Origin of the sequence: Peribacillus aracenensis, assembly GCF_025175645.1 — a bacterium.
In the GTDB taxonomy this organism is placed as follows: Bacteria; Bacillota; Bacilli; order Bacillales; family DSM-1321; genus Peribacillus; species Peribacillus aracenensis.
On record NZ_JANZMJ010000006.1, the window covers coordinates 1 to 15,902 of the forward strand.

Here is a 15,902-nt window from a genome sequence, read left to right on the forward strand (position 1 = left end):
CTATTACTTCCATTTTTACCAAAACACAAGTATATTGGTAGGGAATTAAACCCAGTTTTATCGTTGTTTTTTAGTCTTAATTCCTATATCAAAATTGAATAATACTATACTGGATGTATAAAATAATGCATGAATATCCCTTGCTTTCATCTCCCTGCATATTATGCATATCAATCAAAAAAACGCCAAATGGCGTTTACGAAAATGGTTTTAGACAGTTGTTCTTTCTCAGTTAACACAGCTTATAATAAACTAAGGTTGTCAGAATTTTTCAAATAACGGAACATTCCTTGTTCCGTTAAAGGGGCAGTTTAATTGAACAAGAGATTGGCATGACACCTTAATTAGTTAGTTAGCTATCTACAACACGCCGCAAATGAATTTTGAGCAAAGGGATTAAATTGGGGGGAATGGAAAATGGATGTAAAGACACTTTTGTCACAACAATGGGCAAGCTGCTTAGATGAAGAAGATTGGTTTCCACCACTTGAAAAAGTGCTAGAAGACATCACTTTTGAACAGGCAATTTGGAAACCAGCTGATGGGGCAATGAATTCCATTTGGGAATTAGTTTGTCATTTACTTTTCTTTGAAAAGAGATATCTGATGCGATTTCTTGGTGAAACAGCGAATGAACCACAGGCAGAAAATAATGACTCTACATTTCGATTACCAACTGAGACGTTAGAAAATTGGAAGGAAACAAAACAAGAATACTTTTATGTTCATCGTGAACTTGGAAAAATACTAGCAAAATCAGAACATGAAGATTTGTATAGACAGATTCCAGGAGATAATCCATTAGTGCTTGAACTGAAGAGTTTAGCCATGCACGACGCATATCATATTGGGCAAATTGTATTCCTTAGTAAAATGCAGGGAGCTTGGCCAGAAAAACGCAGCTTTTAAAAAAGCTCCATTAGCTTTACAGTTATTCCATTAATGGAATAAGAACGGGAACGTCCAAATCGGACGTTCCCATATTTTATACCTAAAAAACGACAAATACTGCTTAACAAAGCCTGAAATTTAAATACAACTCCTTTGGTCTACAAACTCAAACGGCCAAACGGCGGTTCAATGGCCTCCTAAATAGGCCATTTTTATTTCTTCACTTGAGGTGAGTTCATCCGCATTGCCCGAGAGGACGATCCGGCCCGTTTCAACGACATAAGCCCGATCTGCAATGGATAGGGCAAGGTTGGCGTTTTGCTCGACCAAAAGGATCGTTGTGCCGGACTCACTGATTTCCTGGATGATGTTGAATATTTGCTTCACCAGAAGCGGTGCAAGCCCCATCGAAGGTTCATCGAGCAATAATAAACGCGGTTTCGCCATTAAAGCCCGGCCCATTGCAAGCATCTGCTGTTCTCCGCCTGAAAGCGTGCCAGCCTGCTGTTTGATTCTCTCCAACAGTCTCGGAAATAACTCATAGACCTTTTTCATGTCTTTATTAATATTCTCTTTGTCTTTTCGCAAATAGGCCCCAAGTTCCAGGTTCTCGGCAACCGTCATGTTAGCAAAGACGCGGCGCCCTTCAGGTACATGGGATATGCCCATTTTCACGATGGACTGGGCTGCTTTTCCTCCGATCGGATCGCCTTCGAACAGAACTTTACCTTGCTTTGGTTTTAACAGGCCGGATATCGTCTTGAGCAACGTGCTTTTCCCCGCCCCGTTCGCCCCGATCAAAGTCACGATCTCCCCTTCGTTTATCTCCATGGAAACCTCTTTCAACGCTTGGATATTGCCATAATAAACATTGATGTCCTCTATTTTCAGCATCAGGAAACCTCCTCCCCTAAATATGCCTCGATAACCTTTGGATCGTTGCGGATTTCTTCCGGCTTTCCGTGAGCGATAAGCTGTCCATGATCAAGGACATAAATCCGCTCGCATACCCCCATGACCAATGACATATCATGTTCGATGAGCAAAACGGTAAGATTGAATTCCCTCCGGATAAAAGCAATGAGGTTCATCAATTCTTTCGTTTCATGCGGGTTCATCCCAGCTGCGGGTTCATCCAGTAAAAGAAGTTTCGGATTGGCGGCAAGAGCACGGGCAATTTCCAGCCGCCTTTGCTGTCCGTATGGAAGATTCTTCGCTTTTTCATCCTTAAAATGATCAAGGTTGAATATCCTCAAGAATTCCAGCGCCTTTTCATTCATTTCCTTTTCCCCGGAAAAGTGTCCCGGCACCCGGAATATGGAGCTTGCCATTCCATGCTTGGCAAGCGAGTGGTAAGCAACCTTCACGTTATCGATCACGGATAACTCACTGAAGAGGCGAATATTTTGAAAGGTCCTCGAAATCCCTTTCCTGGTAATTTTATATGGCGGCTGCTTATTTAGATTTTCCCCGTTCAAGGCAATCGTTCCTTCTGTAGGAACATACACCCCCGTCAATAAATTGAAGAAGGTCGTTTTCCCGGCTCCATTCGGTCCGATCAAGCCAACTAGTTCCCCTGGAAATAATTCGACGTTCACATCGGACACCGCTTTCAATCCGCCAAAACGGATACCCACCGAATCCACTTTAAGCAACGGTATTGTGGCTTCCATCCTTTTTGCCCCCTTTCGCTTTTTTATGTTTGAACAATGATGTGATTTCTCTTGTTCCCATTAAACCCTGTGGGCGGAAAATCATCATCAGGATCAGGACAAGACTGTAGATGATCATCCTCGTTTCCGGATAATCCTGGAGGAATGTCGTCACGATCGTCAATAGAATTGCGGATAAAACCGAGCCTGAAAGACTTCCAAGACCGCCAAGTACGACGAAAATCAGTATATCGAAGGATTTCAGGAAACCGAAATTCGATGGCTGGATAATATAAAAATTATGGGCATACAGCGACCCGGCAATTCCGGCAAAAAAAGCTCCGATGACGAAAGCCGCCACTTTATAATAGGTCGTATTGATTCCCATCGCATCTGCCGCCGTTTCGTCTTCCCTTACGGATATGCATGCACGCCCGTGAGTCGAATTGGTGAAATTCCTGATCACTAAGACGGTGATCAGGACACAAGCAAAAACCCATGGCCAAGTGGTCAGGTGGGATACTTGCATCCCGCTTGCCCCGCCTACATAGTCAATATTCAAAAGGACGATCCGGACAATTTCCCCAAATCCAAGGGTAGCTATCGCCAAGTAATCCCCCTTCAGACGCAAGCTGGGAATCCCGATCACCATACCCGCAACAGCTGCGATGACGCCCCCAGCCAATATTGCTATGATGAAAGGAAGTTCCAGCTTCATTGTCATGACTGCGGAGGCATAGGCCCCAACCGCTAAAAAACCTGCATGTCCGATCGAAAACTGCCCGGTTATTCCAATGATTAAATGAAGGCTCGTCGCCAGCATGATATTGATGCCGATGAACATGAGCGTGTTGATATAAAATGGATTGAGGATACCGTTTGAAATGGTGTACTGCATGATTCCGAAAAAAATAAGTGCGAGCACGATCGAGAGCCAAAAACCCTTTGAATTCTTTAAAGTAGTCATCGCCATGTCTCCCCTATACTTTTTCTCTTTTATTTTTACCGAACAGTCCCTGCGGCAAGAAAATCAAAATCAAGATAAGTACGACGAAAGCCACACCATCGCGCCATAATGAGTAACCGGCTGCACTGACCAAAGCTTCGATCACTCCAAGCAGCAGACCGCCGACCATCGCTCCCGGAATGATACCGATGCCGCCCAAGACGGCTGCAACAAATGCTTTAAGGCCAGGAAGGACACCCATCAATGGTTCGATTTTAATATAGTAGATTCCAAAAATGACACCGGCCGCCCCTGCAAGGGCCGAACCTATCGCGAACGTTGCTGAAATCGTATTATTCACATTGATTCCCATCAGCTTTGCCGCTTCGGAATCGAATGAAACGGCACGCATCGCTTTGCCGATTTTGGTTTTATGGACAACGAATTGTAGGATGATCATTAATATGATGGAAACAGATAAGATCAATATCGATTGACTGCTGATGGAAACTCCCAATATATCGAGTTTATCCATCGGAAGGACATTATTTGGATAGGCTTCCGGCTGGGCGCCCCGGATGTAAATCAGCCCATTTTCTATAAGAAGGGAAACACCGATGGCCGTTATCAAGGCCGCAATCCGTGTTGCATTACGAAGGGGTTTATAAGCAATGCGTTCAATTAAAACGCCAAAGATGGCACATGTGAACATCGAAATCAATAAAGCCGGGATGAAGGATAAGTCCATTACGGTAATGGCGTAAAACCCTACAAATGAACCGACCATGAATACGTCTCCATGGGCGAAGTTTATGAGCTTGACGATTCCATATACCATCGTATAACCAAGCGCGATCAAAGCATAAATGCTTCCGAGTGAAATGCCATTTACCAATTGCTGAATCAGTTCCATATTGCACTCTCCCCGTTAAGGTGTTTTTTAAGTGAATATAGAATAGGGGGAACTTGCCCCCTATCCACGTTAGGTATTATGGATTGATTTTTGTCTTGAAGGTTTGTTTGCCATCTACATATTCCAGAATGGTCGCCGATTTGATCGGATCATGATTTTCATCAAGGTTCAGTGTTCCGGAAACTAATTTAAGATCTTTGACATCTTCCAATGCTTTTCTGATTTTTTCAGGGGATGCATCTCCAGATCTCTTGATGGCATCGGCCAGGTAGTACCCAGTGTCATAGCCAAGTGCTGCAAAGGCATCCGGTGTTTTACCGTATTCCTTTTCGAAAGCTGCAACGAAATCCTGGATTTTGGCATCTTCATCTTCCGGGGAATAGTGATTCGTGATATAGGTATTTTTTAAAGCATCCGCTCCGGCAATTTCAACGACCTTCGGGGAATCCCAGCCGTCCCCGCCCATGAATGGAAGGTCTATGCCGTCTTCACGTGCCTGTTTTAAGATCAATCCGACTTCTTCATAATAACCAGGAAGGAAAACGAATTCCGGTTTTGCGGATTTGATACGTGTCAATGTAGAGCGGAAATCAGTATCCTTCGTTACATAAGCTTCTTCCGCTACGATTTTACCGCCCTTGGCAGTGAACGCTTCTTTAAAAGCCGCGGCCAGTCCTTTAGAATAATCACTTGCGCTATCCACATAGATCGCAGCCGTCTTTGCCCCAATTTCGTCAGATGCGAAATTGGCTGCCACTGTACCTTGGAATGGATCGATAAAGCAAGTTCTGAACACATAATCATTTAATTTTCCAGCTTTGTTGGTAATGTCGGGATTTGTTGCAGTTGGTGTGAGTAGAGGAACTTTATTATCTTGTGCGACTTGAACCTGTGCCAATGTATTCGTGCTTGTCGCAGATCCGACTACAGCCACAACCTTGTCCTGGCTGACTAACTTGATCGAACCGCTTGTAGCTTCTGCTGCATCTGATTTATTATCAACCTTAACGATTTCCAGTTTCTTACCATTGATGCCCTCTTTATTAATCTCTTCGATGGCCAGTTTCAAACCATCTGCAGCCGATTGGCCGAATGATGCCGTACCTCCAGACAATTCAAGGTTGGCCCCAATTTTGATTGTGTCATCCGATTTTGAAGAACCTCCGCCTGAACCGCTAGTTTTCGAGTCGCCGCTACAACCTGCCAGCGCCCCTGCAACCAATGAAAGTGATAGAAACACTCCTGCTAGCTTTTTTTTCTTCATTTGAAACCCCCTTGTTTTGTGTGTTCTTTTAAATAAACAGAATATCTGAATAAAAACAATATTCTGAAAATAGTGTATCTCATTCTTTCGACCCCGTCTATATGATATGGATAAAAAAGTTATTAAAAGGAATATCTACTATTCGACAAAAAAAACTGACCCTTTATAGAGTCAGTTTTTTTTTATCAATCATTTACACGGCGAACTTCAATGTCTTTCAATATATCATTGATCACCCAGCTTGCTGCAATTAAACCTGCAACGGATGGTACGAAAGCGTTCGAAGACGGTGGCATTTGGGCTTTACGGATTTTTGCCTCATCATTGCCGACCTCTTTTCGGACATCCTCACGAATGACAATAGGGCTTTCGTCGGAGAAAACAACGGGAATTCCCTTTGGTATGCCCTCTTTACGCAATCTAGTACGAATGACCTTGGCAAGCGGATCGGTATGTGTTTTGGAGATATCGGCAATTTGAAAACGCGTCGGGTCCATTTTATTAGCGGCCCCCATGCTTGAAATCACCTTGATATTCCGTTTCAGGCATTCCTTCATCACATGGATCTTATAAATGACCGTATCCGATGCATCAATGACATAGTCCAGGCCATAACTGAAGAATTCTTCAAACGTCTCTTCTGTATAGAACATTTTAAGAGCGATCACTTCGCAGTCGGGATTGATATCTTGAATGCGATTTTTCATCAATTCCGCTTTCGGTTGACCGACTGTTGATAATAGAGCATGGATCTGCCTGTTTACATTCGTGATGTCGACATCGTCTTTATCCACAAGAATAATACGGCCTACCCCGGTACGTGCCAATGCTTCGGCTGAAAATGAACCAACGCCTCCAACACCCAGGACAGCAACGGTCGTATTTTTCAGAATATCGATTCCTTCCTTGCCAATTGCCAATTCATTTCGTGAAAACTGATGCAGCATATATATTCAACTCCAATAAATTCTGTTCTTATTTAGCTTCCCAATTAACAATATATCATAAACATCATTAATGACAAGCGAAATATGAGCAGTCTAATCGGAATTGGTGCACTAGGTCATTTTTGATAATTTTTGAATGACGGTTGCCAATAGGAGAGTCCTTTCCGTCAGGCTTGGAATTTCCAAATACTCCTCTTCACTATGTGCATTACCTCCAATTGGCCCCAGCCCATCCACTGTCGCAATTCCCAAATCAGACGTGATGGAAGCATCCGAACCTCCACCCGTGGCCGTATCAGTGATCTCGATGCCGATTTCCTTCCCGGCCTGACGGATCGTCTCTAAAAGCAAGTTCGTTTTCTCATTCTTTTCCATGGGAGACCGGTCCATTTTCCCGCTTAATGTCGTTTTCGTTCCTGGAATATAGGTTTCAGCACAGATTTTTTTCAGTTGCTGGAGGATGATGCCTTCCTGTTTTTTTTCCGAAATCCGCACATCCACAAAAGCAGCCGCATGGGAAGCGATCGTATTGACAGCGGAACCTCCTTCAATCATGCCAACATTGACGCTGATTCCTTTCTGTTGATCATTCAATCGGTGTAAGGCAATGATCTTATGGGCCAATTCTTCAATCGCACTTCGTCCCTTTTCCGGTTCGATTCCTGAATGGGCAGCCACCCCGACGATATCCACTTTAAACTGACCGCAGCCCCTTCTTGCCGTGACAAGAGAACCATCCGTCCTAGCCGGTTCAAGAATTAACGCGAACTTCTTATTGGCCGCTTTTTCGGATATGAGTGAAGCGGACGACGGAGATCCGATCTCCTCATCACTATTAAGAATGATTTGGATATGCTTATAGCCTGTCTGCCCCGTCTGTTTCAAGCAAAGGATCGCATAAAAAAGCTCAACCAAACTGGACTTCATATCCGCTACACCAGGACCGTATGCCCGACTTCCTTTCACTTTAAAAGGACGTTTTTGCGCTGTGCCTTCCGGAAAAACCGTATCCATATGGGCGACGACCAGAATACGCGGTTGATGCGCATCACGATGCTGGATGACCAGCTGATTGCCATGATTCTGTTGCTCAACGGTATTCACAATAAAATCCAGACTTTCAAATTTCGCTTTTAAAATCGAACCAATTTCATCAATACCCTTTTTCGTATGAGAACCACTATCTATATTCACTAGCCGCTCCACTAATTGAAGCATTTCCATCCTCTTTGCATACAATAAATCTTTCAAAGCCCTCACTACTTTCTATCCTTGGCTGACTATCGCTCAACCTTACTATAATTTACGAATCTATATTGCGGAATGTTACTTAAATGGGGGAATTTAAGTTTATTCGATGGTTTTTGGGATTTTTTCGTTAGTTTTGGGTTTTTACTCGTGAGTTTGCGCTGTTTACTCGTGAATTTCCGCCATTTACTCGTGAGTTCGCGTCATTTACTCGTGAATTTGCGTCATTTACTCGGAGTTTACGCTGTTTACTCGTGAATTTCCGCCATTTACTCGTGAGTTTACGCTGTTTACTCGTGAATTAATCCATCAAGTTTATAAACTCTATTTTTAAATTGCCCCGAATAAGGCAATTCCAGTGCAGATAGCATCCGTTGCATGATATCAATTGAATCGATTTGTAAAAAGAGCCGTGCTTGTTTATTTGTTATATTGGGTTTTATGAGGAGAGCAAAATCACGAAGAGTTTGAATGTGGGCATCTTTCGCGGCGTAAGAACATTGACTGCATGCCCATTTGCCCCAGTGATATTGCATATGGGGAGCAGAGCATTCAGGACATTGAACGCTTTTGAGCAGATCTTGCTCATCAATTTGATACAATTCGAGGATATCAGGATTATGAGGAGTGTTTTTATGCAGAATCGTGTTCGAAAGTCTATTCCTCTGCCTTTGGGTTAATAGCTCAGAAGGATACTTTTCTTCAAGAGTGTGAATTTTGGTTAATAGAGTTTCTTTTCCCGTGATTTTTTTGAAAATGGGGGTAAAACCTGGGGTAGTCCTGATGATGGTATTCGAGTTTGCATTGGCAATGAGCGTTTCAATCGGCAACGAGGGGAAATTGTTAAAAGTAAGCCAATCATTTAATCGGGATTTTTGCACGTCAACCTGGATTAGCGGATCCAGATATGCCTGTTCCTGTCCATCTTTTGTCCGAATCAATTGGGGATAGGTGCGGTCAAAATAGAGCGTTCCCGCAAAATTTTTCACTTCAATGATGATACCGTAATTCCGGGTGAATATTAGGAAATCCATTTGAAAATATCGGCTCCCATCGCAACTTAATCTCAAATCATGAAATACACAATATTCTTTCGGAAGATTCTTCAGCTCTTTTCCGATACTCCGCTCCCCGTTATATCCTGCACGGATTTTCTGGAAGTCGTTCCTGATTCTTTCCTGTTTTGGATGATTGGCTGAGAGCCTCCTGCTTAATGCCTCCAGTTTGAGCATTTTCATAGGCATTTCACACGGTTTTAGCATCCATACATCAACTCCTTCTCCTTTAGCTTCTTTGTAAATGCCCTTTTTTCCTGCCAGGAAATGAAATCAGTCGTTTTACCGTGAGTTTGCACTGTTTAATTCATGAGATTTGTAGCTTACTCGTGAGTTCGCGCTGTTTACTCGTGAGTTTGTGCCATTTACTCGTGAATTTACGCTGTTTACTCGTGAATTCTCGTCTTTTACTCGTAAATTTACGCTGTTTACTCGTGAGTTTGCACCATTTACTCGTGAACTTGCGTTTTACTCGTGAATTCTCGTCTTTTACTCGTGAGTTTGCACCATTTACTCGTGAATTTACGCTTTTTACTCGTGAGTTTGTGCCATTTACTCGTGAATTCTCGTCATTTACTCGTGAATTTACGCCATTTACTCGTAAGTTTGTGCCATTTACTCGTGAGTTTACGCTGTTTACTCGTGAGTTTATGCTGTTTACTCGTGAATTCTCGTCATTTACTCGTGAGTTTATGCTGTTTACTCGTGAATTCTCACCTTTTACTCGTGAGTTTACACTGTTTACTCGTGAACTCTCACCGTTTACTCGTGAGTTTGCACTATTTACTCGTGATTTTGCACTATTTACTCGTGAATTTGCGTTTTACTCGTGAATTTACGCTGTTTACTCGTGAGTTTGTGCCATTTACTCGTGAATTTACGCTGTTTACTCGTGAACTTGCGTTTTACTCGTAAATTTAGGCTGTTTACTCGTGAGTTCGCGCCATTTACTCGTGAATTCTCGTCTTTTACTCGTGAATTCTCACCTTTTACTCGTGAGTTTACGCTGTTTACTCGTGAATTCTCGTCTTTTACTCGTGAGTTTACGCCATTTACTCGTGAGTTAACCATTTTGACGCACAAAAAAACCCATGTTGTTTAACATGAGTTGCTTTGTAAGGTGTAAGAGTCCCAATTGTGCCGTTTACGCCTTTGTTTTGAACCCGCTCTCCGCAGGTGGGTGCTCGGTTCCTCGCGTTTGTAAGTCCTCTTCGAGGGAGGCTTTTACGCGGCCAGGAAACTAGTGCTCCCGGTAACTATAAGTGTTCGGTCAAAACTTATAGGTTAAAGAACGAACACATCAGGACTCTTACTTATTGAAGACATCATATCATAATGCTTAACACTGTTTCAAGAAAAAACACCTAGGTATTTTTTCATATTTTTTCCAAATGAATTATTTTTTAAGTGCAGCAAGTCTTAGGTTAAGTTCGGCCAATTGCTTGTCACTTACAGTACTTGGTGCGTCAACGAGCAGGTCGCTTGCGCTTGCTGTTTTCGGGAACGCGATGGTGTCGCGAAGGTTCGTGCGGCCTGCAAGCAGCATGACCATGCGGTCCAGTCCAAGGGCAATCCCGCCGTGTGGCGGCGTTCCGTATTCGAATGCATCCATTAGGAAGCCGAATTGTGCGTTTGCTTCTTCTTCGGAGAATCCAAGTACTTTGAACATTTTTTCCTGAACGTCGCGTTCGAATATCCGCAGTGATCCACCGCCAAGTTCGTAGCCGTTCAAGACAAGGTCATATGCTTGTGCACGGACGCTTGCTGGGTCTGATTCCAGTTTGTCCATGTCTTCACGGAATGGCATTGTGAATGGATGGTGTGCTGCATAGTAGCGTCCTTCTTCTTCGTCATATTCAAATAATGGCCAGTCCGTCACCCATAGGAAGTTGAATTTGCTTTGATCGATCAAGCCTCTTTCCTTACCAAGCTTGTTGCGAAGTGCTCCAAGTGCATCGGCGACTATGCCTTTCTTATCTGCGACGAATAAGATTAAATCGCCCACTTCAGCTTCCAATGCAGATACTAATTGCTCTTGATCTTCTGCGAAGAATTTGGCGATTGGCCCTTTTACGCCGTCTTCTTCAACTTTCAGCCATGCAAGGCCTTTTGCACCGTAAATCGCTGCGAATTCAGCCAATGCATCAATATCTTTACGGGAATAGTCCGCATTTCCGTCCTTAACGACGATCGCTTTAACTTGTCCGCCGTTTGCAACAGCGCCGGTGAACACTTTGAAGTCACTGTCTTTGACGATTTCGGAAACATCTTTAAGTTCCATTCCGAAACGTGTATCCGGTTTGTCGGAACCGTAACGGCCCATCGCTTCATTGTACGTCATTCTAGGGAATGGCAGTGTTACGTCCAATCCTTTTACGTCTTTCATCACTTTAGCCATCATGTTTTCAGCGGTGTTGATGATATCTTCTTGGCTCATGAAGCTTGTTTCAATATCGATTTGCGTGAATTCAGGCTGTCTGTCAGCACGTAAGTCTTCATCACGGAAGCAGCGGGCAATTTGATAATAACGTTCGAAACCAGATACCATCAATAGCTGCTTGAAGATTTGCGGTGACTGCGGAAGTGCATAGAACTCACCTTCGTGTACACGGCTAGGCACTAAATAATCACGTGCTCCTTCAGGTGTGCTTTTCGTTAGGATAGGTGTTTCGATATCAAGGAAGCCTTCACCGTCCAAGTAATCACGGATCGCTTTTGTTGTTTGGTTACGCATTTTCAGCGTTTCGAACATCGCTGGGCGACGCAGGTCCAAATAACGATATTTCAAGCGGATGTCTTCTGATACATCGGTTCTTTCATCAATGATGAATGGAGGGGTCTTTGCTTCGTTTAAAATTGTAACGTTTTCAGCTTGAACTTCGACGGTCCCTGTTGTTACGTTCGGATTGAAGTTGGCTTCATCACGTTTGATGACTGTTCCTTGGATATCAAGGACGTATTCATTACGGATCTTTTCGGCTGTGGCCAGTGCATCTGCCGAGATGTCCGGATTGAAAACGACTTGGACGACTCCGCTTCTGTCACGTAGGTCGATAAAAATGACCCCGCCCAAATCCCGACGTTTTTGTACCCATCCTTTTAATGTTACTTTTTCACCAATAGCTGCTTCTGTCACTTCACCATTGAAGTATGTTCTGCCAAACATGGTATTTCCCCCTTAAGCCTGTAGCTTTTTGAATTGTTCAACGAATGTAGCAAGATCCATTTGGACTTGTTCACCGGTTTCCATGAACTTCACATTGATTTTATTATTTGCCAATTCATCATCCCCGAGTGTCGCCACATATCTTGCTTCAAGGCGGTCGGCTGATTTGAATTGTGCTTTCACTTTACGGTCTTGATAGTCTTTTTCAACGGTAAAACCGGCATTCCGCAATTGATGGGCAAGTTTGACGGTATAATCCTTGGCTGTTTCACCTAATGAAACAAGATAGCAGTCAATTCCCTTTTTGATCGGAAGCTCAATGCTTTCTGCTTGGAGGGCAGCAATCAGGCGTTCAATGCTAAGTGCAAAGCCGATTCCTGGTGTTTCCGGTCCGCCAAGTTCTTCAGCCAGCCCGTTATAACGGCCGCCTCCGCAAAGGGTAGTGATGGCGCCAAAGCCTTCTGCATCACTCATGATTTCAAATGCGGTATGATTATAGTAATCCAAGCCACGCACTAGGGTCGGATCTTCGACGAAATCGATTTCCAAATCGGTTAAGTGCTGTTTCACCTTTTCGAAATAAATACGGGATTCATCATTTAAATATTCAATGATGGAAGGAGCCGTGTTCATCAATTCGTGATCGTGATCCTTTTTGCAATCCAGGATACGCAAAGGATTTTTTTCGAGACGGTTTTGACAATCGCCGCAAAACTCGCCGATGCGCGGTTCGAAATGTTTGATTAACGCATTGCGATGCGCTGTCCGGCTTTCCTTATCACCAAGGCTGTTGATCACAAGTTTCAGCTTTTTCAAACCAAGTTCCTTGTAAAGGTTCATCGCAAGTGACAGAATCTCTGCATCGATTCCGGGATCCTTGCTTCCTAAAGCTTCGATGCCGAATTGAACGAACTGGCGGAACCGGCCTGCTTGCGGACGTTCGTAACGGAACATCGGCCCGATATAATAAAGCTTGACCGGTTGATTGGCCCACCCAAACATTTTGTTCTCGATATATGACCGTACAACCGATGCAGTGCCTTCAGGACGAAGGGTTAAGTTCCTTTCACCGCGATCCTGAAATGAATACATTTCTTTTTGGACGATATCGGTTGTATCCCCTACACCACGTAAAAATAATTCCGTATGCTCAAAAATCGGTGTGCGGATTTCTTTATATTGGTAACGGTGACAAATCTCACGCGCTGTGTTCTCGATATACTGCCAAATTTCCGTTTGGCCAGGCAATAAATCCTGGGTACCTCTAGGAATCTGAATAGACATGTGTGTTTCCTCCTTTAAAGCAAGACGCCATTTCTGATACGGCGCTATACTGATTTTTTCCAAACAAAAAACTCCCGCCCCTTGTAACTTATCCGTTACAAGGGACGAGAGTTTGGATATCCCGTGGTGCCACCCTAGTTGAAGCACAAGAAAAAGTGCCCCCGCTCAAGAACAGTTAACGCCTGTTTTACGTTCATCTCCTATTAAGTAAATCCGTTCGGAGTGAAGCCTACGGAGGGTTCTTTCATTAAGTCATCATGTGGAATGCTTTCAGCCTCGGCATTTCCTCTCTTTTCATGTGTTTCTTAATTACTCTTCTCCATCATTGGTTATTGCAGTAATAAGTCTGATATTTTATAATCATACGGACGTTAACATCAAATGTCAAGGCAGACTGAGGATTTTGTCGCATTTTATTGGTTCAAACGTTTTTTCAAATTTTTGATCGTCCGGACATTGACCCCGAATTCGGATGCCAATTCAACAAGGTTTGCGCTTTGTTCCTTTTGAATGAAATCGTGAAAATCGACACCCAGTACTTGATTGCCTCCGCTTAAGCTCGTTTGATCTTTTTCGCTGAATTTCATGTGGTTCCCTCCTAGAGTTATATAAGCTCTATTCTTTCCCAAAAAAAATGTTTTTTTGCACAGGGAAAGAGGGAAATTTTCATTGAACGAGAATACATACTTATAGACATTAAAAGGGAGAGACAACTTATGAAGAAGAAATCGGGTTTATTCAGCCTGACACTGATGCTGATATTCTCAGCGATTTTCCCCATCAATCACGCTTTTGGAAAAGATGAAGGGGAAAATATCGTAACGACCCAAGTGGTCAATGTCCGTGAAGGTGCAGGCCTCAGTTTCCCTATCGTAAAAAAACTGGAAAAAGGGGAATCGTATCCCATTCTGAATGAGGATGGCGACTGGATCGAAATCCGGATCGGCGTCGGCAAAACGGGATGGGTTGCCAATTGGTTAGTGGAGAAACAAACGGGGTCTGAAACCAATCAGATCAAAAAAGAATCCGGACAAGGCGTGATAACAGGCAGCTCCGTCCGTGTCCGCACAGGTCCCGGCACTACATTTCAAACGGTTGGGTCCTTAAGTAAAGGAACGGCTGTTGACATCATTGAAAAGAATGAAAATTGGATAAAGGTCGAAATGGCTGATATCGAAGGCTGGGTCTCATCTGACTACTTGAAGCTTCCCGCCGCATCAGGAAATGCAGTGAAAAAAGATTCAACTAAGGAAAAAGAAACGAATCAATCCGTAAAAACCGGTGTAACTTTGGTGGATAGGCTCAATGTCCGTTCGGAACCATCGACAAGCAGTGCCTCGCTCGGAAAGCTGAATAAAAATACGTCAGTGAACATTTACAGGGTTGAAAATGAATGGGCTGAAATTGATTTCCAAGGAGTCCGCGGTTGGGTAGCTGAATCTTACATACAAGTAAACGAAGATAAAGCTGATATGAAAAATAATACGGCAGGCGCCACCGCAAGGGTGACCGCTACGGGTTTAAATGTCAGGAAAGAAGCCTCTCTCTCAAGCAAGGTCATCGGTTCGGTGAACAAGGATGAGACTTACGCCGTTCTGCAAACAAAGGGAAATATGACACAAATAAAGCTCTCCGGTTCAAAAAAGGGCTGGGTCGTGAGTTGGTACCTGGAAAAAGAGAGTGCTGAAGAAACGGGGAAGGAAAAGAAGGTTGATGTAAAAGGAAACAAGATTACCATCATTCATGATGGTACGATCCTTAGAAGCGAGCCTGATGGCAACTCAGAGATTGTAAAGCAGGCCAATGCAGGTGAAACTTTCTCCGCATCGGGTATGGAAGGCGACTGGTATTCCATTAAACTTAAGAGCGGAAAAACAGCTTATGTGGCCGGATGGATCGTGACGATCGAAGGGAATCCCGAGCAGATCCAGCGGCCTGGCGTTGAGAAATACTTAAAGGATAAAACCATTGTGATCGATCCCGGCCATGGCGGCAGGGATAGCGGTACAATCGGCGTCGGTGGAACACTTGAAAAAAACCTGACGACTCGAACGGCAGAATTACTGCGTGACAAACTTCAGGCGGCAGGAGCTAAAGTGATCCTGACCAGAAGCGGAAATACCTATGTTCCACTCCCTTCACGGGTCAGCACTTCACATATACATAACGCGGATGCTTTCATCAGCCTCCATTATGATAGCACCAAGGACCAGATCACCAGCGGGATAACAACATACTACTATCATGACTATCAGCGTGCCTTGGCGGCTACACTGGCCAATTCACTCGGTTCTACCATGCAGGTGCCCAATCGTGGATCACGTTACGGGAATTTCCATGTTATCCGTGAAAATAAACGGGTGGCTACACTCATTGAACTAGGTTATTTAAGTAATCCAGTGGAAGAATTGACGTTAACATCGAATGAATATCAAGAAAAAGTCACATCGGCCATCTATAATGGATTGGCGCGGTATTTTAAATAAAGAGAAGAAAAGCCAGCTTCGCATCGAAGCTGGCTTTTCTTCTCTCACCC

General features: G+C 43.7%; 15 protein-coding genes, 1 other RNA gene and 1 other annotated feature. Of the genes, 4 read left to right on the forward strand and 12 right to left on the reverse strand.

Annotation, left to right across the window (positions count from 1 at the left end; genetic code table 11):
- Window positions 1–417: 417 nt before the first annotated feature.
- Entirely contained in the window at window positions 418–909 is a 492-nt protein-coding gene (locus N0M92_RS08165; protein WP_260285278.1) for a DinB family protein, read from the forward strand.
- 168 nt (window positions 910–1,077) lie between these two features.
- Here the strand turns inward: N0M92_RS08165 and N0M92_RS08170 are convergent, their stop codons facing one another.
- The 8 genes from N0M92_RS08170 to N0M92_RS08205 all read right to left on the reverse strand — a co-directional run bounded on the left by N0M92_RS08170 (window position 1,078) and on the right by N0M92_RS08205 (window position 9,123).
- Window positions 1,078–1,785 carry an ABC transporter ATP-binding protein gene (locus N0M92_RS08170; RefSeq protein WP_260285279.1) on the reverse strand — a complete coding sequence of 236 codons (708 nt, stop codon included), beginning with the start codon at window positions 1,783–1,785 and terminating at the stop codon, window positions 1,078–1,080.
- Complete coding sequence (locus tag N0M92_RS08175; protein WP_260285280.1) at window positions 1,785–2,564, reverse strand: ABC transporter ATP-binding protein; 780 nt, start codon at window positions 2,562–2,564, stop codon at window positions 1,785–1,787. The genes N0M92_RS08170 and N0M92_RS08175 overlap by 1 nt, the downstream gene beginning before the upstream one ends.
- Window positions 2,539–3,510, reverse strand: coding sequence for a branched-chain amino acid ABC transporter permease (locus N0M92_RS08180; RefSeq protein WP_260285281.1), 972 nt, complete (start codon window positions 3,508–3,510; stop codon window positions 2,539–2,541). Before N0M92_RS08180 ends, N0M92_RS08175 begins: the two co-directional genes overlap by 26 nt.
- Before the next feature lie 13 nt (window positions 3,511–3,523).
- On the reverse strand, window positions 3,524–4,402 hold the full coding sequence (locus N0M92_RS08185) for a branched-chain amino acid ABC transporter permease (protein WP_260285282.1): 879 nt from the start codon (window positions 4,400–4,402) through the stop codon (window positions 3,524–3,526).
- Window positions 4,403–4,478: 76 nt separating this feature from the next.
- Window positions 4,479–5,666 carry an ABC transporter substrate-binding protein gene (locus N0M92_RS08190; protein WP_260285283.1) on the reverse strand — a complete coding sequence of 396 codons (1,188 nt, stop codon included), beginning with the start codon at window positions 5,664–5,666 and terminating at the stop codon, window positions 4,479–4,481.
- A 185-nt stretch (window positions 5,667–5,851) separates the two neighbouring features.
- Window positions 5,852–6,613, reverse strand: a complete 762-nt coding sequence (locus N0M92_RS08195) for a tRNA threonylcarbamoyladenosine dehydratase (RefSeq protein ID WP_260285284.1) — start codon at window positions 6,611–6,613, stop codon at window positions 5,852–5,854.
- Window positions 6,614–6,724: 111 nt separating this feature from the next.
- Entirely contained in the window at window positions 6,725–7,831 is a 1,107-nt protein-coding gene (locus N0M92_RS08200; protein ID WP_260285285.1) for a M20 family metallopeptidase, read from the reverse strand.
- A gap of 320 nt (window positions 7,832–8,151) precedes the next feature.
- The gene (locus N0M92_RS08205; protein WP_260285286.1) at window positions 8,152–9,123 is read right to left on the reverse strand and encodes an NERD domain-containing protein; all 972 of its coding nucleotides are present in this window, start codon (window positions 9,121–9,123) and stop codon (window positions 8,152–8,154) included.
- A gap of 122 nt (window positions 9,124–9,245) precedes the next feature.
- On the opposite strand from N0M92_RS08205, the gene N0M92_RS08210 reads away from it, so the two are divergent.
- Both N0M92_RS08210 and N0M92_RS08215 read left to right on the forward strand, forming a co-directional pair.
- A complete protein-coding gene (locus tag N0M92_RS08210) occupies window positions 9,246–9,749 on the forward strand; it encodes a hypothetical protein (RefSeq protein WP_260285287.1) in 504 nt (167 codons plus the stop codon).
- Window positions 9,746–10,018 (forward strand): hypothetical protein, encoded by a 273-nt coding sequence (locus N0M92_RS08215; RefSeq protein ID WP_260285288.1) that lies wholly within the window; start codon window positions 9,746–9,748, stop codon window positions 10,016–10,018. Before N0M92_RS08210 ends, N0M92_RS08215 begins: the two co-directional genes overlap by 4 nt.
- A 22-nt stretch (window positions 10,019–10,040) precedes the next feature.
- On the opposite strand, the gene ssrS is transcribed toward N0M92_RS08215, so the two are convergent.
- From ssrS to N0M92_RS08235, 4 genes are all read right to left on the reverse strand, one after another.
- A non-coding RNA gene (ssrS, locus tag N0M92_RS08220) (6S RNA) lies at window positions 10,041–10,226 on the reverse strand.
- An 86-nt stretch (window positions 10,227–10,312) separates the two neighbouring features.
- The gene (aspS, locus tag N0M92_RS08225) at window positions 10,313–12,082 is read right to left on the reverse strand and encodes an aspartate--tRNA ligase (RefSeq protein WP_260285289.1); all 1,770 of its coding nucleotides are present in this window, start codon (window positions 12,080–12,082) and stop codon (window positions 10,313–10,315) included.
- Between the two features lie 12 nt (window positions 12,083–12,094).
- Complete coding sequence (gene hisS / locus N0M92_RS08230; RefSeq protein ID WP_260285290.1) at window positions 12,095–13,366, reverse strand: histidine--tRNA ligase; 1,272 nt, start codon at window positions 13,364–13,366, stop codon at window positions 12,095–12,097.
- Between the two features lie 97 nt (window positions 13,367–13,463).
- Window positions 13,464–13,701, reverse strand: a binding site (T-box leader).
- 78 nt (window positions 13,702–13,779) lie between these two features.
- Entirely contained in the window at window positions 13,780–13,953 is a 174-nt protein-coding gene (locus N0M92_RS08235; protein ID WP_034308777.1) for a hypothetical protein, read from the reverse strand.
- 129 nt (window positions 13,954–14,082) lie between these two features.
- Between N0M92_RS08235 and N0M92_RS08240 the strand changes: the two genes are divergently transcribed.
- On the forward strand, window positions 14,083–15,852 hold the full coding sequence (locus tag N0M92_RS08240) for an SH3 domain-containing protein (RefSeq protein ID WP_260285291.1): 1,770 nt from the start codon (window positions 14,083–14,085) through the stop codon (window positions 15,850–15,852).
- Window positions 15,853–15,902: the final 50 nt, after the last annotated feature.